The sequence below is a fragment of the Glycomyces tritici genome, assembly GCF_030403505.1.
The window spans coordinates 141,235-163,256 of sequence record NZ_JAUEMJ010000002.1 but is presented as its reverse complement, the minus strand read 5'-3'; the positions used below and the strand labels follow the sequence as shown (position 1 = coordinate 163,256).

Sequence of the window (22,022 nt, the reverse complement as noted above, 5' to 3'; positions counted from 1 at the left end):
CGACCGGGCTAGGACTAGGAACCAGAGACTTCATGAGCATCGAATTGGCAGTCGCCAAGCCGCACACCCACGGCCCGTCCGAGGCGCCGCCGAAGACCAAGTCGCAGCTGCTGCGCTCGTACGAGCCCGCGGACTTCCCGGCCCTCACCGGCCGGGAGGAGGACTGGCGCTTCACGCCCGTCAAGCGCCTCGGCGGCCTCGACGACCTCGAGACCGCCCCGGCGGTCAAGGCCGCCGAGTACGCGATCCGCAGCCTGCCCGCCGGGGTCACCGCCGAAGCCGTCGGCAAGGACGACAAGCGCCTGGGCTCCATCCTCAAGCCCTTCGACCGGCCCAGCGCCGTCGCATGGGCCAAGAGCGAGAAGGCCCTGCTCGTCGCGGTCGCACCCGAAGCGCGGGTCACCGAGCCGGTCTGGGTCGACGTGACCGGGGGCGGCCTCGACGGCGCCACCTGGGCCCACACCTTCATCGAGGTCGGGCACCACGCCGACGTCACCCTGATCGTGCGGCACACCGGCCTCGCCCGCCTCGGCGACAACGTGGAGATCTCGGTCGGCGACGGCGCGCACCTGCGCCTGGTCGTCGTCGCCGAGTGGGACCGCGAGTCCACCCACGTCGAGCACCAGAAGGCCCGCCTGGGCCGCGACGCCAAGCTCGACCACATCGCCGTCACGCTCGGCGGCGACCTGGTCCGCCAGTACCTGTCGGTCGACTTCGCCGCCCAGGGCGGCTCCGTGGACGCCTACGGCCTCTACTTCGCCGACGCCGGGCAGCACATCGAGCAGCGCCAGCTCGTGGACCACTCCGTCCCCGACTGCCGCTCCAACGTGAACTACCGCGGCGCCCTCCAGGGCCAGGACGCGCACACCGTGTGGATCGGCGACGTCCTCATCCAGGACAAGGCCACCGGCACGGACACCTACGAGATCAACCGGAACCTCGTGCTCTCCGACGGCGCCCGCGCCGACTCGGTGCCGAACCTCGAGATCGAGACCGGCGAGATCATCAGCGCCGGCCACGCCTCGACCACCGGCCGCTTCGACGAGGAGCACCTGTTCTACCTCCAGTCGCGCGGCATCCCCGAGGCCGAGGCCCGCCGCCTGGTCGTCAAGGGCTTCTTCAACGAGATCGTGCAGAAGATCCCCGACGAAGGGCTGCGCGAGGAGCTCACCGAGCTCGTCGTCGCCCGCCTCGATGCAGGTGAGTTCCTCGCCCCGGCCGACATCGAGGCCGGTGCCTAGATGACCGACAACGACTTCCTGCGCGTCTGCGCGCTCGGCGACCTGCCCGAGGGCGAGGCCGTCGCGGCCGACATCCACGGCACGTCGCTCGTGCTCGTGCGCAAAGGGGACGAGGCCTTCGCCCTCTACGACGAGTGCTCCCACGCCGCCGTGGCGCTCTCCGAGGGCGACGTCGAGGACTGCTCGATCGAATGCTGGCTCCACGGGTCGACCTTCGACCTGCGCACCGGCAAGCCGTCCGGCCCGCCCGCCACGACCGCGGTCGCGACCTACCCGGTCGAGATCCGCGACGGCGACGTCTACCTCAGCCTGAAGCCCAAGACCACCGAAAACGCCACTGAGCCCATGCCGGGCTCGCAAGCATCGCCCGAAGGAAACCTGTCATGAGCAAGCTCGAGATCCGCGACCTGCACGTCTCGGTCAACACCGACGAGGGCGCCAAGCCGATCCTGCACGGCGTCGACCTCACCATCAGCTCCGGCGAGACCCACGCCATCATGGGCCCGAACGGCTCCGGCAAGTCGACCCTCGCCTACTCGCTGGCCGGCCACCCGAAGTACGAGATCACCTCGGGTGAGGTCCTCCTCGACGGCGAGGACGTCCTCGAGATGAGCGTCGACGAGCGCGCCCGCGCCGGCCTCTTCCTCGCGATGCAGTACCCGGTCGAGGTCCCCGGCGTGTCGGTCTCCAACTTCCTGCGCACCGCCAAGACCGCGGTCGACGGCGAGGCCCCCAAGATCCGCACCTGGATGAAGGACCTCAAAGGCGCCATGGCCGAGCTGAAGATGGACGAGGCGTTCATCAACCGCAACGTCAACGAGGGATTCTCCGGCGGCGAGAAGAAGCGGCATGAGATTCTGCAGATGGAGCTGCTCAAGCCCAAGATGGCGATCCTCGACGAGACCGACTCCGGCCTCGACGTCGACGCCCTCCGCATCGTCTCCGAGGGCATCAACCACGCCAAGGCCACGAGCAACCCGGGCGTCCTGCTCATCACGCACTACACGCGCATCCTGCGGTACGTGAAGCCCGACTTCGTCCACGTCTTCGTCGACGGCAAGATCGCCGAAGAGGGCGGGCCCGAACTCGCCGACAAGCTCGAAGCCGAAGGCTACGAGTCCTATGTCGGTACGAAGGCCGCCTAGCCAACAGGAAGAAGGAGCCGTGGAGGCTGCCAGCAAGCTCGACGTCGAGGCCGTCAGGGCCGACTTCCCGATCCTGCAGCGCAGGATCGGGGACAAGACCCTGGCCTACCTCGACTCGGCCGCGACCTCGCACAAGCCCGTGCAGGTCGTCGAGGCCATGCGCCGCTTCACCGAGCACTCGAACGCGAACATCTCGCGCTCGGTCCACACGCTCGGCGCCGAGGCCACCGTGGCGTACGAGGGCGCCCGCGCCCGCGTCGCCGAGTTCATCGGGGCCGCGAACCCGAACGAGGTGGTGTTCACCAAGAACTCCACCGAGTCGATCAACCTGATGGCCTACGCGTTCCAGAACGCGGTCTTCGATCCGTCCGCGGACTCGCGCTTCAAGCTCGGGCCCGGCGACGAGGTCGTGGTGACCGAGATGGAGCACCACGCCAACCTCATCCCCTGGCAGCAGCTCTGCCTGCGGACCGGCGCGACGCTCAAGTGGATCGGCATCACCGACGCCGGCCGCCTCGACCTCGAGAGCATCAACGAGGTCATCACCGAGCGCACGAAGGTCGTCTCCTTCGTGCACGTCGCGAACCTGCTGGGCACGGTCAACCCGACCTCGCAGATCACCGCCCGCGCCCGCGAGGTCGGCGCCCTGGTGGGCCTCGACGCCTCCCAGTCCGTCCCGCACATGCCCGTGGACGTGGCCGAGCTCGGCGTCGACTTCATCGCCTTCACCGGCCACAAGATGCTCGGCCCGACCGGCATCGGCGTCCTGTGGGCGAAAGCGGACCTGCTCGACGCGATGCCCCCGTTCCTCACCGGCGGCTCGATGATCGAGACCGTCACCATGGAGCGGACCACCTTCGCCAAGGCCCCGGCCAAGTTCGAGGCCGGCACGCCGCCGATCACCGAGGCCGTGGGCCTGGCCGCCGCGATCGACTACCTCGACAAGCTCGGCATGGAGAACGTGCGCGCCCACGAGAAGGAGCTCGCCGCCTACATGCTCGAGCAGCTGGAGGGCGTCGACGGCCTCGAGGTCATCGGTCCGCGCGTCCCGATCGGGCGCAGCGCGACCGTCTCGTTCACCTTCGCGGACATCCACCCGCACGACGTCGGGCAGATCCTCGACGCCGAGGGCATCGCGGTCAGGGTCGGCCACCACTGCGCCAAGCCCACCTGCGAGCGCTTCGGCGTCAACGCCACCACGCGCGCCTCCGGGTACGTCTACAACACCCACGAGGAAATAGACCGGCTCGTGGAGGCGTTGGGCCAGGTGCGAAAGGTGTTCGGCTGATGAATCTCGACGAGCTGTACCAGGAAGTCATCCTGGACCACTACAAGCGCCCCCGCGGCGCGGGCCTCCGCGAACCCTTCGAGGGCGAGTCGCACCAGGTCAACCCGACCTGCGGCGACGAGATCACCCTCCGGGTCCACGTGGAGGGCGATCGCGTCGCCGACGTCTCCTACGACAACGTCGGCTGCTCGATCTCGAAGGCCTCGGCATCGGTGATGTACGAGCTCGTCAACGGCGCCACGGTGGACGACGCGCTGGCGAAGCTGGCCGAGTTCACCGAGCTGATGAACTCCAAGGGCCGGTCCGAGGGCGATGAAGAGTCCCTTGAGGACGCCGTCGCGTTCGCGGGCGTCTCGAAGTACCCGATGCGCGTCAAATGCGCACTGCTGGGCTGGAAGGCGTTCCAGGACGCCCTGGTCCGGGCAGAAGCCTCGATCCCCGGAAGGACCGACGCATGACCGACACAGTGAAGGCCAAAGAGGACGACATCCTCGAAGCCATGAAGGACGTGGTCGACCCCGAGCTGGGCATCAACGTCGTCGACCTGGGCCTGATCTACGGCGTCCACGTGGACGAATCCAACGTGGTCACCCTCGACATGACGCTGACCTCGGCGGCCTGCCCGCTGACGGACGTCATCGAGGACCAGTCCCGCTCGGCCCTGACCAGCGGTCCTGAGGGCGGCCTCGCCGCCGACCTCAAGATCAACTGGGTGTGGATCCCGCCGTGGGGCCCGGACAAGATCACCGACGACGGCCGCGACCAGCTTCGGGCACTTGGCTTCAACGTCTAGAGTCCGCCCCGTCTCCGGCGGCGGCAAGATCGTCGAGGTCGAACCCGAGCGGCTCCCGCGATGGGTCGCGAACTTCGCCGCCCGCAACGGCGGCATCGCCGCCCACCACGCCGAGGGCGACGCCTGGACGATCGAATCGAACGAGGGCACGTCGGCCAGTGTCGTATGGACACTGGCCGACGGCCTGCCCGCCGGCTGGCTCTTGGACGACGACCCCGTCACAGCCGCCGAGCACCTGCGCGACTACGCCCTCGAACCGCGCCGCATCGCGGTCCTCCTGGCCCGCAAGGGCGCGTACTCGGTCGGCATCCTCAAAGACGGCCGCATCACCGCCTCCAAGACCGACACCGCCTACGTCCAGGGCAAGACCAAGGCGGGCGGCCAGTCCCAGCAGCGCTTCGCGCGCCGCCGCGAAGGCCAGGCGCACGCCGCCGAGAAGCGCGCCCGCGACGCGGCCTTCGCCGTCCTCGGCAACGCCGACTTCGACGTCCTGGTCACCGGCGGCCCGGTCGAAGGCGTCCTCGAAGACCCCCGCCTCGCCAAGCTCCAGCCCGCCGTCCACTTCGGCGACATCGCCGAGCCCAAGCAGGCCCTGCTGACCCAGACCGCCTACCGCGCCATCGGCTTCCGCATCACCCTCCCCAACTGAGCGACCCGCGCCGCGCGGCGACTGACTACACTGAGGCTTCTTTCCCGTCTGCCCTTTGACACCCCCGAAGGACGCCGCGTGGTCGACACCCTCTTCGCAGGCCGCTACCTCCTGGACCGGCCCCTCGGCGCCGGAGGCATGGGGGAGGTCTGGCACGCGCACGACCAGGTCCTCAAACGCGACGTGGCCGTCAAGATCCTGTACGAGCGCGGCCACGAGGCGCCCGCCCTCGCCCGAGCCCGATTCCTGCGCGAAGCACAGGCGCTGGCGCAGCTCAAGAGCCCCGGCGTCGTCGCCGTCCACGACCACGGCGAAGCCGAGTACCGAGGCGGGACCGTCGCCTTCCTGGTGATGGAGCTCGTCGAAGGCCGGTCCTTGTCAGGGCTGCTCGACACCGAGGAGCGGCTCCCGCCGGACCGGACCATGTTGATCGTCGCCGCGGTCGCCGACGCGCTCGCGGCCGCTCACAAGGCGGGCATCATCCACCGGGACATCAAGCCCGCCAACATCGTGACGACCACCGACGGCAGCGTCAAACTCGTCGACTTCGGCATCGCCCAGGTCGAAGGAGCCACCACGCTCACCGACAGCGGCGTCTCGCTCGGCACCCTCCTCAACGCCTCGCCCGAGCAGGTCGGCTTCGCCGACGTCGTCCCCGCCTCCGACATCTACTCGCTGGGCACGGTCGCCTACGAGTGCCTGACGGGGCGCCCGGTGTTCACGTACCCGGACGCCAAGTCGATGGTCGTCGCACACATGACCGCGGCACCCCCGCCGCTCGGCGACGGCATTCCCCTCGCCGTCGAGCAGGTCGTCCTCCAGGCGCTGGAGAAGGCCCCGGAGGACCGGTGGCCTTCGGCCGAAGCCTTCGCGCAGGCCTGCCGCGAGGCCCTGAACGCCGACACCACCGCGGTCGTCCGGCACATCGATCCGACGCCGGCAGCGGCGACCGCCGCGCCCGCCGCGCCCGCCGCGCGCCAGGGCATGTGGTCCTGGCGCATCGGCATGGTCACGGCGATGGTGGTGGCGATGCTGCTCCTCACCGGACTGTTCGCCTGGTCCCCGTGGTCCAAAGACCAAGGCCCGCAAGCGAACGATGGTGCCACGACAGGCGAGGCAACGACAGGTGCGGCGGCGTCCGGTGAGGAGTCGGCGGCGACGTCCGCCGCGGCGACGACCCCGGCCGAGTCGGATCCGGTCGAATCGGAGGACGGCGGTCATGAGTCCACTGAGGGCGGTGGAGGGGCGGACCAGGCGGAGCAGACGCAAGGCGACTCCGAGACCGAAGGCTCCTCGGGGGAGGACGCCCCGACGTCGGGAACGATGCCGAACGTCCTGGGCATGTCGACCGAGGGGGCGAAGTCGACGCTCGCTGAGGCGGGGTTCGACAACGTGGTCGGCGAGATCGCCGGCTACTGGGACCCCAGCCACTGCGAGGTCCTCGAGCAGGACCCGGCGGGCAACGGCACGGCCGATTTCGACACTCGCATCGTCCTGACCTACATGGTGCAGGGCGAGGACGACTGCGGCCTGTGATCGGACGCGGCCGGGTCTGCTGAGCACGGTGCCGTTCGAGGGCGGCGGGCCGTCCCGGTCGGGGACGGCCCGCCGCGCTCAGGACGCGAAGGCCAGGGCGGTGGCCCAGTTGCCGTCGATCTCGCCCTGGACCTTCATGTGCAGCAGTTGCATGGCCTCCAGCGTCGCGGCGTGCTTGAGGCCGCCGACGTCGATGGGGCGCAGGTCCGCGTCGGTGCAGAGCGCGGCGACGGTCTTGCGGGCGTCGCCGTCGTCGCCGGCGATGAAGACGTCGAGCCTGCCGGTGTTCGCGAGGCGGCTCGCGAACGTGGTGTTGAAGGCCTTGACGACCCTCGCCCCGGGCGCCCGCGAGCTGGTCGGCCCACACCTCGGCGAGCTCCTTGCAGCCCTCGTAGGGCAGGGCGAGGACGATGACCTCGGCGCCGGCGGCGCTGTCGAGCGGTTCACCGGAGGCGTCGGCGCCCAGCGACTCCGCGAGTTCGGCGGCCTTGTCGGGTTCCTGGTGGGCGATGCGTACCTGGTGGCCGCCTCGCACGAGGCGCAGGCCGATGCCGCGGGCCATGCCACCTGCGCCGATGATCAGTACTTCCATTGCTCCTCCTTGGTCGGGCCGGACGGTCAGGGCAGGGTGTCGGCGCGGATCTCGTGCGCCGCGGTGTCGGGGTCGTCGCGGCGCTGCTCGGTGCCGCCCCGCAGGACCAGGTTCGGCAGGAGCAGGGTCAGGACGATCGTGGAGGCCGTGATGCACGCGGCGACGAGGAAGACGTGGTCGAGGCCGTCGGTGAAGGCCAGCTGCACGACCGACCGGATCGGATCGGGCAGGGCCGCGATCGCGGTGGGCGATTCGGTGATCGCCGAGAGGTCGCCGGTGTCGAAGCCCGCCGCCTGTTCGGGCGTGAGCCGCCCGAGCGCGGCGGGCAGGTTCGCTTCGAGTTCGGCGTCGAGCGTGGCGTTCATGACCGCGCCGAGGACGCTGGTGCCGATCGCCCCGCCGAGGGTGCGCGCGAACGTGTTGGTGCTGGTGGCCACGCCCAGGTCGTCCATCGTCACGATGTTCTGCATTGCGAGGACCAAGGGCTGCATGAACATCCCGAGGCCGAGCCCGAGGACCAGCATGTAGAGGGCGCTGAGCTGCAGCGGCGTGTCGAGGTGCAGCTGGGTGAACAGCGAGAGGCCGACGGTGGTGACGATGGAGCCGGCGACGAGGAACCACTTGTAGCGTCCGGCCTTCGAGATGGCGAAGCCCGAGAGGACCGAGGTGAGGACGATGCCGGCCATCATCGGGAGCATGAGCAGGCCCGACTCGGTGGGGGAGTAGCCGCGCACCATTTGGAAGAACAGCGGGATGTAGACGATCCCGGCGAACATCGCGATGCCGAAGACGAGCGCGATGACCGTGGCCAGGCTGAAGGTGCCCTGCTTGAACATCCGCAGGGGCAGGATCGGCTCGTCGGCGCGGGTCTCGGCCCACACGAAGAGCACGGAGAGCACCGCCGCGGCGGCGAGCAGCGCGATGATGACCGGGGAGGACCACGCGTAGTCCTGGCCGCCCCAGGTGACGGCCAGGAGCAGGCAGACGACCGCGGGGACGAGCAGTCCCGCGCCGAGGTAGTCGATCGTGTGCCGGCGGGTCGGGATGGGGTGCCTGCGCAGGACCGTGTTCACGGCGACGAGGGCGACGAGGCCGGTGGGCAGGTTGATGTAGAAGATCCACCGCCAGTCCACCTCGGCCAGCCAGCCGCCGAGGACGGGCCCGGCCACCGAGGAGAGGGCGAAGACCGCGCCGAACAGGCCCTGGTACTTGCCGCGGTCGCGGGGCGGGAGCACGTCCGAGACGATGGTGAACGCGAGGGTCATGAGGCCGCCCGCGCCGAGGCCCTGGAGGCCGCGGAAGAGGATGAGCTGCAGCATGGTCTGCGAGAGTCCGGCGAGCGCGGACGCGACGAGGAAGATCGCGATGGCGAGCAGGATGATCGGGCGGCGGCCGTAGAGGTCGGAGAGCTTGCCGTAGAGCGGGGTCGACGCGGCGGTGGCGATCAGGTAGGCGGTGACGACCCACGTGTACTCGTCCATGCCGTCGAGGTCGCCCACGATGGTGGGCAGGGCGGTGCCGACGATGGTCTGGTCCAGCGCCGCCAGGAACACGGTCAGCATGAGCGCCCCGAAGAGGGTGAGCAGCTCGCCTCGGGGCAGGCGCTGCCCGGTCCACGCAGTGTCGTCGCTCATGCCGCCGAGCGTATGGCCCGCCTCCGCGGAGGCGGGCCGAAACGTGCCAACTGCGCCGCTAGGGCTGCTTCTTGTCCACCGCCCAGGAGCCGGCGGGGACGATCACGTTCCCGACCTGCTCCTCCTTCTCGGTGTGGTTGACGATGAACCGCCAGGGGCCGCGGTCGACGACGTCGAGGCCCGGGCGGCCCGGGCCGCTGAGCTTCAGCTCCTCGAAGAGGCGGTCCCAGGCCTCGTCGACGAGCTTGCAGGAGACGTACCAGGCCTCGCCCTCGCCGAAGGGGTTCACGGTGACGGCGGGCTGGTTCTCGATGACGTCCCCGCTCGCGTACTGGGTGACGCACTGGGCGCCGCGCAGTTCGACGAGTTCGCAGAAGCGCTCGGCGGCCCCGAAGTTCCACAGCGCGCGCGGTTCGCCGGCGGGCTGGGGGAGGTGCTCGGTGACGCGGATGCCGAAGAGGTCGGTCATGCCGCCGAGGTACCCGTCGAGCCACACCTGGCAGTGCTCGTCGACCGCGCCGGTGAGGTAGGAGGCGACGAGGCGCCCGCCCCCGGCGGTGAACCAGCGGAGGTTCTCGGCCCCGGCCCGGCTGAGCACGTAGGTGGTCGGAGCGATGACCGTGGTGTATTTGGAGAGGTCGCCTTCGGGGGCGACGAAGTCGGCGACGACGCCGCGGTCGCGCAGGACCCGGTGGATCTGGGCGACGTTCTCGAGGTAGTCGATCGGAGCGGGCAGGTGCTTGCCCGCGGTGGCCCACCAGGAGTCGGGGCTCCAGAGGATCGCGACGTCGGTCTCGACGGGGTCGGCGACGGTGTGCGCGATGCCCGGGAGGGTGTTCCCGAACTCGGCGACCTCGCGGAACATGCGGGTGTTCTTGCCCGCGTGGGGGAGGAGCGCGGAGTGCCACTGCTCGGCGCCGCCGCGGCCGGCGCGCCACTGGAAGAACATGGCGCCCTTGGAGCCGCGGCTGATGTGGATCATCGAGTGGCGGGCCATGCGGCCGGGGGCCTTCGCGATGGCGCCGTCGTGGGAGTGCACGGACGCGGCGGCCTGCTCCATGAGGAGCCAGTCGCCGCCGCCCGCCCACGAGCGGGAGAGGTCGGCGTGGAGGGCGCTCTGCTGCTCGGCGCGCTCGTCGGGCGCCGACGGGTAGGAGTCGAACGCCACGAGGTCCACTTCGGACGCCCACTTCCAGTGGTCGACCGGGACCCACTGCCCGAACACGAAGTTCGTGGTGATCGGCACGTCAGGGCTCGCGGCGCGCAGGAGGTCGCGCTGCTCCTTGTAGTGCTCCAGCATCGCGTCGGAGGTGAAGCGCTTGAAGTCGAGCTCGTGCGCCGGGTTGTGGAGGTACTGGGTCGCGCGCGGCGCGAGGACCTGGTCCCACTCGCTGTAGTGCTGGCTCCAGAACGAGCCCCACCAGGCGTCGTTCAACGCGTCGAGGGTCTCGTACTTCGCCTGCAGCCAGACCCGGAACGCCCGCTCGGCGTGCGCGGAGTAGGTGGCCGAGCCGTACTCGTTGTGGACGTGCCACATCGCGAGCGCCGGGTGGTCGCCGTACCGCTCGGCGAGTTTCGCGGCGATGGTGCGGGAGGCCTCGCGGTAGGCGGGGGCGCAGACGTCGTAGGTGTCGCGCGAGCCGTGGACCTGCCGGACCCCGTCGGGGCGGGTGTTGAGCGCGTCGGGGTGGGCGAGGGTGAACCAGGGCGGCGGCGAGGCGGTCGGGGTGGCGAGGTTGACGCCGATGCCGCCGTCGTGGAGCTTGCCGAGGACCGTGTCGAGCCAGCCGAAGTCGTACTCGCCGGGGCGCGGTTCGAGCCTGGCCCAGGAGAACACGCCGACGCTGACGAGGTTGACGCCCGCCTCGCGCATGAGCATGACGTCGTCGTCCCAGGTCTCCTCGGGCCACTGCTCGGGGTTGTAGTCGCCGCCGTAGCTCAAGCCGTCGACGCCTTTGGGCCAGTGCATGGGGTTCTCCTTGCGCGCATCGCACAGGCACGGCTGGGGGACCGTACCGAGGGCAGTTAGTTGTCTGACAAAACTAACCGGATCTGGGTGGTTTCGCCAGCCTAATGCGCGTGCGCGAGCCGGACCCCGCGGGCCAAGCTCCGGCGCCCTACTGCGCGGTCGACAGCGCCTGGAACCGCTCCGCGCGCAGCCGCTCCGGCCACGTGTCGTCGATCGGCGGCAGCTGCGACGGGTCGACCCCGATCGCCCACGCCAGCAGCAGGTCCGCCAGGCGCGGGTTCCGCGCCAGGCCCGGACCGTGCATGTACGTGCCGATCACATGCCCCGCCCAGGCGCCCTCGGTCGCGCCGTCGTTGCCGATCCCGGCCGTCACGCGGGCCAGCGGCTGCACCGCCTCGCCCAGATGCGTGCGCCCGCCGTGGTTCTCGAACCCGGTGATCTGCCCGATGCCCAGCTGCGGCGCCGCGTCCCCCGCGATCTCGCCCACGGCCCGCGACGGGCCCCGGTCCGAGCGCAGGTCGAGGATGTTCAAGCCCTCGTAGGCGCGCCCGTTCGCATAGAACGACGAGCCCAGCAGCTGGTAGCCGGCGCAGATCGCGAGGATCGGCTTCCCGGCCTCCGCGGCCCGGTTCAGCGCGCCGTCCTGCAGCAGCCGGTCGGCCGCCACGGCCTGCGGGCCGTCCTCGCCGCCGCCGATCAGGTACATGTCGGCGGAGTGCGGGACCCGCTGGTCGCTGCGGACCTGCATCGGCTCGACGTCGATGCCCCGGGCGCGGGCCCGGTGGGCCAGCACCAGCAGGTTCCCCCGGTCGCCGTAGGTCGACAGCAGATCGGGGTAGAGCCAGACGATGCGCAAGGTGCTCATAGCCACGGTGGGACGCTCTCTCTCTCGCTAGTTGACCCGGTTGAATTCGGCGCGGATGTCCTGGAACGCCGTGTAGTTCGCGACGACCTCCACCGGTCCCGGCGGCACCGCCGCGATCGCCGCCCTGATGTCGTCCACCACGATGAAGTCGACGCCGTCGACCTCCAGCCGCACGGCCAGGTCGGTGCGCCGGTCGCCCGTCACCACCACCTTGCGGCCCGCGAGCGACGTGAAGTCCACGTCGTAGATCCACGACGTGTCGAAGCCGTCCACCTCGCGCGCGTTCAGCGACAGGACCACCGGCGGGTTCGGCTCGATCATGTCGAACGACTCCAGCCACCCCGCCGGGTTCTTCGCCAAGAGCAGCCGCAGCTGGCGGCCCTCGCGCTCGACCTTCGCGTACCGCCCGGCCACCGAGGCGACCTCGGACAGCCGCGGCGCGGCCTGCGCCGGATCGACCCCGAACAGGCTCGCGATCGCCAGTGCCGTGGCCGCGTTCGCACGGTTCACCCGCCCCGGCAGCTGCAGGTTCAGCTCGTAACGGCGCCCGTCCGGGCCCACCACGGCCTCGCCCTCCTGCGCCACCGACCACTGCGGGCTCGGACGGTTCAGGCCGCAGTTCGTGCAGCGCCAGAACTCCCCGAACCGGTCCAGGTGCGCACCGCAGTTCGGGCAGATCGCCGAGTCCGCCGTCCACGACTGACCCGCCGCGACCCACACCACGCGCTGGCACACCGAGGCGGCCCACACGATGAGCGGGTCGTCCGCGTTCGCCACGATCGTCGACTGCCCCGCCGAGGTCTGCAGGGTCTGGCGCCACTTCGCCGCCAGCGCCGTGACCTCCATGGCCCGGTCCAGCTGGTCGCGCGAGAGGTTGAGCAGGGCCACGACCTTCGGGCTCGCCGCGTCCAGCAGCTGCCCCAGGTAGTGCTCGTCGCATTCGAGCGCGGCGTACTCCGCCTTGGGCGCCTTCGCGAGCGCGGTCGTGTGGCCCGTCGGCATGTTCGCGCCGAACGAGTTCGTGGCGACCTTCCCGATCGCCTCGATCGCCGCGGTCGTGAACCGGGTCGTCGTCGTCTTGCCGTTCGTGCCCGAGACGAGCACGACATGGCGGCCCTCGGCCAGCAGCTCCAGCAGCCGCGGCTCGACGATCAACCCGACGCGTCCGCCGATCACCGAGCCGTCGCCGCGGCCCGTCGCCCGCGAGAGCGCCGCCGCCGTCCTGAGGAGCGTGGTGGCGAATTTCGCGCGTGGGGTCAGATTCGCGCTCATGCAGGCTCGCTTTCGGCTTGATCGGAACCGGTGACTATGCAGAAGAGTTTGTCACATGCGCACCGGAACCCGTGATGAGTGGCGGCAGGGCGTGAGGTGGGTCAGACCCGGCGACCCGAGGCAGCGACGAACGCCGATGCGCCCCCCCGCGCCGACGCCCGCGCGATCCCCTCCACCGCCCGCCACCCTTCACTCCACAGTGACCGCACCGGCGCGCACCGTGCCCGTGCTCGTCGCCCTCCGTGCGCGAAGCGTCGCCGCCCCACGGGTCTCGTTGGGCCCCAACCCACCCGCAAGGGTGAACGATGAGGGAAATTCACCTGCTGGGACCCGTGTTGCGCACTCGTCACTCCACTGTCCTCCACCAACCATGACCAGCCCTTTCGCCACGCCCACCACGAATGCCGCACGGAAACAACCCCCAAGGGTGGGGAGGAGTGGAGTAAGGTGGGGCGCAATGGTGGGGCCATCGCCTCATCGACGCGGTCGGAGCGGCCGCGCAGCCTGAGAGTCACGGGGGGTGGCGCCGATGTTCCTCGGCACCCACAACCCGCGCCTGGACGACAAAGGCCGCGTCATCCTCCCCGCGAAGTTCAGGGAAGGACTGGCGGAAGGAGTCGTGATCACCAAGGGCCAGGAACGCTGCCTGTACGTGTTCCCCGAACCGGAGTTCACGCGCATCGCCCAAGCGCTCCAGCAGGCCCCCATGTCGAGCAAGACCGCCCGCGCCTACAGCCGGGTGTTCTTCGCCTCCGCCCACGACGAGGTCCCCGACAAGCAGGGACGCGTCACCATCCCCCCGCGGCTTCGCGAATACGCCGGCCTCGACCGCGACCTCGCGGTCATCGGCGCCTCCAACCGCGTGGAGATCTGGAACACCCAGACCTGGGACGACTACCTGGAGGCCTCGGAAGAGGCCTTCGCCGACATCGAAGAGGGCGACCTGCCCGAAGGACTGTAGAGAAGGAGGTGAGCGGAATGAACGCACCGCACATCCCGGTGATGCTCGACGAAGTGCTGGACTACCTCGCACCCGCCGCCTCGCGCCCCGGGGCGCTGGCCGTCGACGCGACCCTCGGTGCCGGAGGGCACACCGAGGCGCTCCTGACCGCCCACCCCGGCCTCACCGTCATCGGCGTCGACCGCGACCCCACCGCACTCGAACTCGCCTCCAAGCGCCTCGCCGACTTCGGCGACCGCTTCATCCCGGCCCGCGCCGTCTACGACGCGATCCCGGAAGTCCTGGAGGACAACGGCTTCGAGAAGCTCGACGCCGTCCTGTTCGACCTCGGCGTCTCCTCGATGCAGCTCGACCAGGCCGACCGCGGCTTCGCCTACAGCCAGGACGCGCGGCTCGACATGCGCATGAACCCCGACGACCCGCTCACCGCCGAGATCGTCGTGAACACCTACGAGCCGGGCGACCTCGTGCGCATCCTGCGCACCTACGGCGAGGAGAAGTTCGCGACCCGCGTCGTCTCCAGCATCGTCAAGGCCCGCGCCAAGGCCCCGATCACCTCCAGCAGCGCGCTGGCGGAGCTCGTCAAGGAGGCGATCCCGCAAGCGGGCCGCCGCACCGGCGGCAACCCCGCCAAGCGGACCTTCCAGGCCCTGCGCATCGAGGTCAACGGCGAGCTGGAGACCTGGGAGCGGGCGCTGCCCGCGGCGCTCGACGCCATGAACCCCGGCGGCCGGATCGTCGTGCTCTCCTACCACTCGCTCGAAGACCGCATCACCAAGCAGGAGCTCTCCCGCAGAGCCACCTCCACCAGCCCGGCCGGCCTCCCCGTCGACCTCCCCGGAACCGAACCCACCTTTCGACTCCTCACGAAGAAGGCCCAGCAACCGACACAGACCGAACTCGACCGCAATCCGCGCGCGGCGCCCGCCCGGCTCCGCGCCGCGGAACGCATCGCACCGTCCACAGGAGCAGGAGGCGCAACATGAGCGACCAGTACCGTCGCGCGCAAGCCGACCCCGACGAGATCATCAAGGCCGCCCGACGGCGGGCCCGCGCCGCGTCCTCGCGACGCCGCGGCCTCGTCGGCGACGCCGATGAATCCGCGCCTGTGTTCGACGGCAACCTCGCCGTCCAGCCCGCGACCGCCCCGGTCGAGGCGCCTCCTGAGACGCCCGCCGAGACCCCGGCCGCGCCGCAGCGCGAGACCGTCGTCCTGCCGCGCACCCGCACCGAGACGAAGGCCAAGCCCGCGCCCGAGCCGGTCGAGGTGCCGCGCCCCGCGTTCGTGGGCGGCATCCTCGCGCTGGTCGTCGCCGGCATCTTCGGCCTCCTGGTCCTGAACACGGTCATCAACGAGGACGCCTACCGGCTGCAGGAGCTGCGGACCCAGGCCGGCGAGCTCGACCAGACCGAGCAGGCCCTGGAGGACGAGCTGTGGCAGCTCGACACGCCGGGGCACCTCCAGGCCCAGGCGCAGCTGTACGGCATGGAGCGCCCGGAGAAGGTGACCTACCTGTACCTGCCCGGCGGCAACACCGTCGAGGTGCCCTGGAACGAAGAGTAAGGACGTCGATGACCGAATCCGACCCCCGTCGACGGCGAGATCCCTCCTCGATCAGTCGAGCCCGCCGTTACACGCCTCGCGGACGCACGGTCCGCGAGGCGGCGGAGGGGGCCGAGGACAACCGGGCCCGGGAGAACGGGGCGCGCGACCGCGAGGCCGCGCGCCGCGAACGCAACCGGACCGCACAGCAGGACGAGGCCGACGACCTCGCGGCGCGCAGGCGCCGCGAGGCCGCGGCCCGCTCCCGCGAGCGCCGGCAGCGCGAGACCGGCACGATCACCGAACCGCGCAGGCCCGAAACAGAGCCGAAGCGCACCGCTGCGCGCTCGGAACCGGTGCGCCGCACCGGGACCGTGCGTCCGACTCCGAACCGCCGCACCGGCCCGGTCAACCCGCCGCGCCGCGGCGGCCCGCGCGGCACGATCCGCTCGACCGGTCCGATCGAGGTCCGGCCGCTCGCGAGCCTGCCGCGCATCGGCAACCCCCGGCGGCGCCTGCGCATGGCCGCGGCGTTCGTCATGATCCTGCTGCTCGTCTCCGGCGCGCGGCTGGTGCAACTCCAGGTCACCGACTCCGCCGCCTACGCGGCGGAGGCGCTGAACCAGCGCCTCACCACCGAGCCGCTGCCCGCCGAGCGCGGCGCGATCCTCGACCGCAACGGCAACCCCCTCGCCTACTCGATCGAGGCCAACTACATCGCCGTCGACCCCGGCATGGTCAAGGGCGACCCGGCCGAGCTGGCCGCGACCCTGGCGCCGCTCCTGGGCCGGAAGGCCTCCGACATCGAACCGATCATCGCCACCAAGGAGACCGCGCAGGGCGAGCCGATCCGCTTCGCCTACCTGCAGCGCGGCGTGGACCTCGCGATCGGCGACGAGATCCGGGAGATGGAGAACCCGGGCCTGGTCATCGGCGAGGACGAGCGCCGCGTGGTGCCCGGACACGACTTGGCCGCCAACGTCATCGGCTTCACCGGCGGCGAGGGCAACGGCCTCGGCGGCCTCGAGGCCGCCTACGACGAGTGGCTCTCCGGTGAGGACGGCGAGGTCTCCTACGAGCGCAGCCAGACGTCGGGCCTGCCGATCCCCGGCGCGTTCTACCGTGAAGAGGAAGCGTTGCCGGGCAACGACATCCAGCTCACCCTCGACGACAAGCTCCAGTTCCAGGTCCAGAACATCCTGCAGGAGACCGTGAAGGAGCACGACGCCGAGTTCGGTTCGGCGATGGTGATGGAGGTCGGCACCGGCGAGATGCTGGCGATGGCCTCGACCCCGACCTACGACGCGGCCAACCCGTTCGACGTGGACGACCCCGAGGTGTACCGCGACTACGGCACCCAGGCCACTGTGGACCCCGGTTCGATCCACAAGGCGATCGTGTTCGCCGCGGCCCTCCAGGAGGGCTGCATCGAGCCGGACGGCACCATGCCCGTCGAGCAGACGATCACCAAGGGCGACCAGGTCTACCCCGACGGCTTCCAGCACGGCGACGCGGTCCTGAGCCTGGCCGGCATCATCGCCCAGTCCTCGAACGTGGGCACGATCCAACTCGCCGACTGCATCGGCAAGGAGAAGCTCTACGAGTACCAGCTGGCCTTCGGCCTCGGCCGGCCCACGGGCGTGGGCATCGAGGGCGAGGCCTCGGGCATCCTCCAGGAGCCGCAGAACTGGTCTGGCACCTCGTACGGCTCGGTCCCGATCGGCCACGAGGGCACCGCCACGATCATGCAGATGGCCGCGGTCTACGCGGCCATCGCGAACGACGGCGTGTACGTCCAGCCCACGCTCATCGACCAGAAGATCGAGGCCGACGGCACCGTGGAGGAGGCGCCGGAGCCCGCCACGCACCGCGTCATCTCGAAGGAGACCGCCGAGGACCTGCAGTACCTGCTGCAGGCGCCGATCGCGGCCGAGAACGGCACCGGCCGCAACGCGCAGCTGGAGAACTACCACCTGGCCGGGAAGACCGGCACCGGCAGCCTCGTCGTCGACGGCGAGTACGCCCCCGGCAACGTGACCTCGTTCGTCGGCTTCGCCCCGGCGGAGGACCCGGAGTACGTCGTGGCCGTGAGCGTCTACGTCCCCGGCGGCGGTGGCGGCGGTTCGACCACCGGCCAGGCGTTCAAGGAGATCAACGAGTTCGCCTTGGGCTACTTCGGGGTTCGCCCCGCAGCCGAACCCGCCCCGGTTTTCGACGAGTGGGGGTGACGCTTCTCCGAAGTTCTCCACGAGGGGGAATCGGGGATCGGCCCCGGGCGTTAGCATCGAAGGCGTCAAGGAAGAAGGAGCCGATTGTTTTGAACGTTGACCCTTGGGCACTGTGCGAGGTCCTGGCGGAACCGGCCGACGCGCGGGGAGCGGTGCTGCTGCACTTCCTCGACGGGTTCATGGACGCAGGCCAAGCGGGTCGCGGGGTGGTGGACCACCTGTTCAAGACCTGCGAGCACACCCCGGTCGCGTCGTTCGACGTGGACCAGCTCATCGACTACCGCTCCCGGAGGCCCAATCTCACGTTCTCGATCGACCGCTGGTCGGACTTCGAGGCACCGCAACTGGTCGTGTACCTGATGCGGGACGCCTCGGACAAGCCGTTCCTGCTCATGACCGGCCCTGAACCCGACTTCGCGTGGGAACGCTTCGTCGACTCGGTGGAGGACCTGGTCGAGCACTGGCACGTGCCGCTCACCCTGGGATTCCAGGGCATCCCGATGGGGGTGCCGCACACCCGGCCGCTCGGGATGACCGTGCACGCCACCCGGCCCGAGCTCGTCTTCGACAACCGCCCGGTGTTCAACGAGGTCACGGTCCCCGGCAACGCCGCGGGCCTCCTCGAGTACCGCCTGGGCGAGTCCGGTCGGGACGCGATCGGATTGTCGGTGCACGTGCCGCACTACGTCATGCAGATGACCTACCCGGCCGCCTCGCTCCGCCTCCTGGAGGGCATCCGCGAGGCCACCGGCCTCGACCTGCCCTCCGACGAGGAGCTGGAGATCGAACGCGCCCAAGTGGACTCGGACATCGCCGAGCAGGTGGCCGAGTCCGACGAGGTCGCCGACGTGGTGAAGACCCTCGAGGAGCAGTACGACTCGTTCACCGAGGCCGCCGAGGCCGACGAGATGCTCCAGGACGGCCGGATGCCGACCGCCGACGAACTCGGCGCGGCCTTCGAGACCTTCCTCGCCGAGCGCCAGCGCGGCGAAGACGACAAGTAGCGCAGTACGGCGAAAGCGGGCCCGACCGATGGTCGGGCCCGCTTCGCGTCTGCAGGGCTACTTGTTGTGCTTGGCCTTCGAAGCGCTGCGACCGCGCTCCTTCTGGTCCAGCACGACCTTGCGGATGCGCACGGTCTCGGGGGTGACCTCCACGCACTCGTCGTCGCGGCAGAACTCGAGCGACTGCTCCAGCGACAAGAGGCGCGGCGGCACCACGTTCTCCGTGGAGTCGGCCGCGGCCGCGCGCATGTTGGTGAGCTTCTTCTCCTTGGTGATGTTCACGTCCATGTCGTCGGAGCGCGAGTTCTCGCCGACGATCATGCCCTCGTACACCTCGGTGGTCGGCCCGTAGAACAGGACGCCGCGCTCCTGGAGGTTGATCATCGCGAACGCGGTGATGGCCCCGGCCCGGTCGGCCACGAGCGACCCGTTGTTGCGGGTGCGCAGCTCGCCGAACCACGGCTCGTGCTTCTCGTAGATCGAGTGCGCGATGCCGGTGCCGCGGGTCTGCGTCAGGAACTCGGTGCGGAAGCCGATGAGGCCGCGGGAGGGCACCAGCCACTCCATGCGGACCCAGCCCGAACCGTGGTTCGTCATGGTCTCCATGCGGCCCTTGCGGGTCGCCATGAGCTGGGTGATCGCGCCCAGGTGCTCCTCGGGGGAGTCGATGGTCATGCGCTCGACCGGCTCGTGGGTCTTGCCGTCGATCTGCTTCGTGACCACCTCGGGCTTGCCGACGGTGAGCTCGAAGCCCTCGCGGCGCATCTGCTCGACCAGGATGGCGAGGGCCAGCTCGCCGCGGCCCTGCACCTCCCACGCGTCGGGACGCTCGGTCGGGAGCACGCGCAGCGAGACGTTGCCGACCAGTTCGCGGTCGAGGCGGTCCTTGACCTGGCGGGCGGTGACCTTGTGGCCCTTGCCGCCCTTGCCGACCAGCGGCGAGGTGTTGGTGCCGATGGTCATCGAGATCGCCGGCTCGTCCACGGTGATGAGCGGCAGCGCGACCGGGTTCTCCGGGTCGGCGAGGGTCTCGCCGATCATGATGTCCGGAATGCCTGCGATGGCGCAGATGTCGCCCGGGCCGGCCTTCTCGGCGGGCTTGCGGGTGAGCGCCTCGGTCATGAGCAGCTCGGTGATGCGGACGTTCTGCTGCGAGCCGTCGCGCTTGATCCAGGTGACGGTCTGGCCCTTGCGCAGCTCGCCCTCCTCGACGCGGCACAGGGCGATGCGGCCGAGGAAGTTGTCGGCGTCGAGGTTCGTGACGTGGGCCTGGAGCGACGCGCCGGGCGTGTACTCGGGCGCGGGCACGTGCTCGATGATGGTGTCGAAGAACGGCTTGAGGCTGTCGGAGTCCTCGGGAACGGTGCCGTCCTTGGGCTTGTTCAGCGAGGCGACGCCGTCGCGGGCACAGGCGTAGACGATCGGGAACTCGATCTGGTCCTCGTCGGCGTCCAGGTCCAGGAACAGGTCGTAGGTCTCGTTGACGACCTCGTCGATGCGCGCGTCCGGACGGTCGGTCTTGTTGATGCACAAGATGACCGGCAGGCGCGCGGTGAGCGCCTTGCGGAGCACGAAGCGGGTCTGCGGGAGCGGACCCTCCGAGGCGTCGACCAGGAGCACCACGGCGTCCACCATCGAGAGGCCGCGCTCGACCTCGCCGCCGAAGTCGGCGTGGCCGGGCGTGTCGATGATGTTGATGATCATCTGGGAGCCGTCGGCCGGGTTGATGTAGTGGACCGCGGTGTTCTTCGCGAGGATCGTGATGCCCTTCTCGCGTTCCAGGTCACCGGAGTCCATGACGCGGTCGTCGACGGCGGCACCTTCGCGGAAGGCGCCCGCCTGCTTCAGCATGGCGTCGACGAGCGTGGTCTTGCCGTGGTCGACGTGGGCGACGATGGCGATGTTGCGCAGATCAGAGCGTGTAGACACGACGACCATTGTCGCTTAAGCACGAGACGGACCTGGCGTCAACCCAGGTGATCGCGGCCACCAGAATTCCGGCCTCCGGGCCGAGGGTTGTTCACATTGGGTCTTTCAATGACAGAAAATCCCTCGATACCTAGACTGCCGTTTATGGGCGTATTCCATATATCCATCCGATTCGTTATGGTTCTAGCGCTCGCCGCCGGGGCGATCCTCGTCGGCGCGGCCCCAGGTCACGCCAAGATCACCGGTGCGATCATCGCCACGGACGGCGGCACGCTCAATGTGCGCACCGGCCCGGCCACCGACCAGAAGAGCGCCGGCACGCTCGCCAAGGGCGCGAACCCCGAGGTGTTCTGCATGGCCCGCGGCGAGGAGATCGACGGCTCCGTGCGCACCACCGCCACCTGGCTGCGCATCGGCAAGGACCGCTGGATCTCCAACGCCTACGTCAACTGGTCGCCCGCGCAGGCCGTGCCGTGGTGCTCGGCCGCGTCCAAGGCCGCCACCAACGCCACCGTCAGCACGAAGGGCGGCGAGCTCAACATCCGCGCCGCCGCGAACTCCTCGGCCGGCCGCCAGGGTGCCTATGCCAACGGCGCCGGCATCGCCGTCGAATGCCAGGCCTGGGGCCAGAAGGTCGACGGGCCCGTCCGCAGCACGGGCGCCTGGTACCGCCTCGGCGACAAGCGCTACGTCTCCGCCGCCTACATCAAGTGGAGCGCCGGCGAGCCGTGGCTGCCCTGGTGCGGCCAGGACCCGCCGTCGGTCCCGCGCGGCGGCACCGCGGGCTTCATCGACTCGCACGCGCCCGCCGCGCAGTCCAGCGACCGCGCCACCGGCGTGCCCGCCTCGGTGACCCTCGCGCAGGCGATCCTCGAATCCGGCTGGGGCAAGGGCGCCCTGGCCCGCGAGGACCACAACCTGTTCGGCATGAAGTGCTTCGGCTCGCCCGGCGACCACGCCATCGGCTGCCGCGACTACGCCACCTTCGAGTGCAGCCCCACCGGCGGCTGCTTCGACATGAACGCGACGTTCCGCGCCTACGCGAACGTGGCCGACTCCTACCGCGACCACGGCGACCTGCTCGCGAACTGGTCCCGCTACGCCACGGCCATGGACCACGCGAACGACCCGAAGCGCTTCGCGCGGGAGATCCACAAGGCCGGCTACGCGACCGACCCGCAGTACGCCGACAAGCTCATCGGGATCATGGACGACTACGACCTGTACCGGTTCGACTGAACCGGACGCGTCACCCACAAGGCTTGTTTCCTGCCGGCGAGGGCGGGTCCGGCCGAAGCGAGCGCATACGCGCCCGCCCGGCCGGGCCCGCTTTCGCACGCCCCCCGGGTGAGTCAAAGGTCACATTGGCGAAT

Annotated in this window: 20 protein-coding genes and 1 pseudogene; 14 read left to right on the top strand and 7 right to left on the bottom strand. The window is 70.1% G+C overall.

Going from position 1 to position 22,022, the window contains the following annotated elements; translation table 11 throughout:
- The first annotated feature begins 32 nt into the window (after positions 1-32).
- From sufD to QWI33_RS06015, 8 genes are all read left to right on the top strand, one after another.
- A complete protein-coding gene (gene sufD, locus QWI33_RS06050) occupies positions 33-1,241 on the top strand; it encodes a Fe-S cluster assembly protein SufD (protein ID WP_289955916.1) in 1,209 nt (402 codons plus the stop codon).
- Entirely contained in the window at positions 1,242-1,628 is a 387-nt protein-coding gene (locus QWI33_RS06045) for a non-heme iron oxygenase ferredoxin subunit (RefSeq protein ID WP_289955914.1), read from the top strand.
- Entirely contained in the window at positions 1,625-2,386 is a 762-nt protein-coding gene (gene sufC, locus QWI33_RS06040; protein WP_289955913.1) for a Fe-S cluster assembly ATPase SufC, read from the top strand. The genes QWI33_RS06045 and sufC overlap by 4 nt, the downstream gene beginning before the upstream one ends.
- On the top strand, positions 2,364-3,674 hold the full coding sequence (locus tag QWI33_RS06035) for a cysteine desulfurase (protein ID WP_435367558.1): 1,311 nt from the start codon (positions 2,364-2,366) through the stop codon (positions 3,672-3,674). The genes sufC and QWI33_RS06035 overlap by 23 nt, the downstream gene beginning before the upstream one ends.
- Positions 3,674-4,132, top strand: coding sequence for a Fe-S cluster assembly sulfur transfer protein SufU (gene sufU, locus QWI33_RS06030; RefSeq protein ID WP_289955909.1), 459 nt, complete (start codon positions 3,674-3,676; stop codon positions 4,130-4,132). The genes QWI33_RS06035 and sufU overlap by 1 nt, the downstream gene beginning before the upstream one ends.
- Positions 4,129-4,467, top strand: a complete 339-nt coding sequence (locus QWI33_RS06025) for a metal-sulfur cluster assembly factor (protein WP_270114935.1) — start codon at positions 4,129-4,131, stop codon at positions 4,465-4,467. The genes sufU and QWI33_RS06025 overlap by 4 nt, the downstream gene beginning before the upstream one ends.
- On the top strand, positions 4,451-5,116 hold the full coding sequence (locus QWI33_RS06020) for an acVLRF1 family peptidyl-tRNA hydrolase (RefSeq protein ID WP_289955906.1): 666 nt from the start codon (positions 4,451-4,453) through the stop codon (positions 5,114-5,116). Before QWI33_RS06025 ends, QWI33_RS06020 begins: the two co-directional genes overlap by 17 nt.
- 78 nt (positions 5,117-5,194) lie before the next feature.
- On the top strand, positions 5,195-6,652 hold the full coding sequence (locus QWI33_RS06015) for a serine/threonine protein kinase (protein ID WP_289955905.1): 1,458 nt from the start codon (positions 5,195-5,197) through the stop codon (positions 6,650-6,652).
- A gap of 78 nt (positions 6,653-6,730) precedes the next feature.
- On the opposite strand, the gene QWI33_RS06010 is transcribed toward QWI33_RS06015, so the two are convergent.
- From QWI33_RS06010 to QWI33_RS05990, 6 genes and pseudogenes are all read right to left on the bottom strand, one after another.
- Complete coding sequence (locus QWI33_RS06010) at positions 6,731-7,099, bottom strand: NADPH-dependent F420 reductase (RefSeq protein ID WP_289955903.1); 369 nt, start codon at positions 7,097-7,099, stop codon at positions 6,731-6,733.
- Positions 7,059-7,214 (bottom strand): annotated as a pseudogene (locus QWI33_RS29320) (NAD(P)-binding domain-containing protein); the annotation flags it as partial. The gene QWI33_RS06010 and the pseudogene QWI33_RS29320, both read right to left, overlap by 41 nt.
- A 56-nt stretch (positions 7,215-7,270) precedes the next feature.
- Complete coding sequence (locus QWI33_RS06005) at positions 7,271-8,878, bottom strand: MDR family MFS transporter (protein ID WP_289955902.1); 1,608 nt, start codon at positions 8,876-8,878, stop codon at positions 7,271-7,273.
- Positions 8,879-8,936: 58 nt separating this feature from the next.
- Entirely contained in the window at positions 8,937-10,847 is a 1,911-nt protein-coding gene (locus tag QWI33_RS06000) for a beta-galactosidase (RefSeq protein ID WP_289955900.1), read from the bottom strand.
- A 148-nt stretch (positions 10,848-10,995) separates the two neighbouring features.
- Positions 10,996-11,718, bottom strand: coding sequence for a type 1 glutamine amidotransferase (locus QWI33_RS05995; RefSeq protein ID WP_353895404.1), 723 nt, complete (start codon positions 11,716-11,718; stop codon positions 10,996-10,998).
- Positions 11,719-11,739: 21 nt separating this feature from the next.
- Positions 11,740-12,984: a Mur ligase family protein gene (locus tag QWI33_RS05990; RefSeq protein WP_289955896.1), complete on the bottom strand. Its 1,245-nt coding sequence runs from the start codon at positions 12,982-12,984 to the stop codon at positions 11,740-11,742.
- A 529-nt stretch (positions 12,985-13,513) separates the two neighbouring features.
- Here QWI33_RS05990 and mraZ point away from each other — a divergent pair.
- The 5 genes from mraZ to QWI33_RS05965 all read left to right on the top strand — a co-directional run bounded on the left by mraZ (position 13,514) and on the right by QWI33_RS05965 (position 18,720).
- Positions 13,514-13,945: a division/cell wall cluster transcriptional repressor MraZ gene (gene mraZ / locus QWI33_RS05985; RefSeq protein ID WP_289957195.1), complete on the top strand. Its 432-nt coding sequence runs from the start codon at positions 13,514-13,516 to the stop codon at positions 13,943-13,945.
- 17 nt (positions 13,946-13,962) lie between these two features.
- The gene (gene rsmH, locus QWI33_RS05980; RefSeq protein WP_289955894.1) at positions 13,963-14,931 is read left to right on the top strand and encodes a 16S rRNA (cytosine(1402)-N(4))-methyltransferase RsmH; all 969 of its coding nucleotides are present in this window, start codon (positions 13,963-13,965) and stop codon (positions 14,929-14,931) included.
- Complete coding sequence (gene ftsL, locus QWI33_RS05975; RefSeq protein WP_289955892.1) at positions 14,928-15,509, top strand: cell division protein FtsL; 582 nt, start codon at positions 14,928-14,930, stop codon at positions 15,507-15,509. The genes rsmH and ftsL overlap by 4 nt, the downstream gene beginning before the upstream one ends.
- A gap of 8 nt (positions 15,510-15,517) precedes the next feature.
- Positions 15,518-17,716, top strand: coding sequence for a peptidoglycan D,D-transpeptidase FtsI family protein (locus QWI33_RS05970; RefSeq protein WP_289955891.1), 2,199 nt, complete (start codon positions 15,518-15,520; stop codon positions 17,714-17,716).
- 89 nt (positions 17,717-17,805) lie between these two features.
- A complete protein-coding gene (locus QWI33_RS05965; RefSeq protein WP_289955889.1) occupies positions 17,806-18,720 on the top strand; it encodes a proteasome assembly chaperone family protein in 915 nt (304 codons plus the stop codon).
- Between the two features lie 57 nt (positions 18,721-18,777).
- On the opposite strand, the gene typA is transcribed toward QWI33_RS05965, so the two are convergent.
- On the bottom strand, positions 18,778-20,649 hold the full coding sequence (gene typA / locus QWI33_RS05960) for a translational GTPase TypA (protein WP_289955887.1): 1,872 nt from the start codon (positions 20,647-20,649) through the stop codon (positions 18,778-18,780).
- 177 nt (positions 20,650-20,826) lie between these two features.
- Here typA and gsmA point away from each other — a divergent pair, with 177 nt between their 5' ends.
- Positions 20,827-21,888, top strand: a complete 1,062-nt coding sequence (gene gsmA / locus QWI33_RS05955) for a sporangiospore maturation cell wall hydrolase GsmA (RefSeq protein ID WP_289955885.1) — start codon at positions 20,827-20,829, stop codon at positions 21,886-21,888.
- Positions 21,889-22,022: the final 134 nt, after the last annotated feature.

Bases quoted from the DNA above. Each gene is read 5' to 3' on its own strand.
- sufC (WP_289955913.1), top strand. From the start codon at position 1,625: ATGAGCAAGCTCGAGATCCGCGACCTGCACGTCTCGGTCAACACCGAC.
- sufD (WP_289955916.1), top strand. From the start codon at position 33: ATGAGCATCGAATTGGCAGTCGCCAAGCCGCACACCCACGGCCCGTCC.
- QWI33_RS06025 (WP_270114935.1), top strand. From the start codon at position 4,129: ATGACCGACACAGTGAAGGCCAAAGAGGACGACATCCTCGAAGCCATG.
- ftsL (WP_289955892.1), top strand. From the start codon at position 14,928: ATGAGCGACCAGTACCGTCGCGCGCAAGCCGACCCCGACGAGATCATC.
- sufU (WP_289955909.1), top strand. From the start codon at position 3,674: ATGAATCTCGACGAGCTGTACCAGGAAGTCATCCTGGACCACTACAAG.
- QWI33_RS06000 (WP_289955900.1), bottom strand. From the start codon at position 10,847: ATGCACTGGCCCAAAGGCGTCGACGGCTTGAGCTACGGCGGCGACTAC.
- gsmA (WP_289955885.1), top strand. From the start codon at position 20,827: ATGGTTCTAGCGCTCGCCGCCGGGGCGATCCTCGTCGGCGCGGCCCCA.
- QWI33_RS06045 (WP_289955914.1), top strand. From the start codon at position 1,242: ATGACCGACAACGACTTCCTGCGCGTCTGCGCGCTCGGCGACCTGCCC.
- rsmH (WP_289955894.1), top strand. From the start codon at position 13,963: ATGAACGCACCGCACATCCCGGTGATGCTCGACGAAGTGCTGGACTAC.
- QWI33_RS06005 (WP_289955902.1), bottom strand. From the start codon at position 8,878: ATGAGCGACGACACTGCGTGGACCGGGCAGCGCCTGCCCCGAGGCGAG.
- mraZ (WP_289957195.1), top strand. From the start codon at position 13,514: ATGTTCCTCGGCACCCACAACCCGCGCCTGGACGACAAAGGCCGCGTC.
- QWI33_RS05970 (WP_289955891.1), top strand. From the start codon at position 15,518: ATGACCGAATCCGACCCCCGTCGACGGCGAGATCCCTCCTCGATCAGT.
- QWI33_RS05990 (WP_289955896.1), bottom strand. From the start codon at position 12,984: ATGAGCGCGAATCTGACCCCACGCGCGAAATTCGCCACCACGCTCCTC.
- QWI33_RS06035 (WP_435367558.1), top strand. From the start codon at position 2,364: ATGTCGGTACGAAGGCCGCCTAGCCAACAGGAAGAAGGAGCCGTGGAG.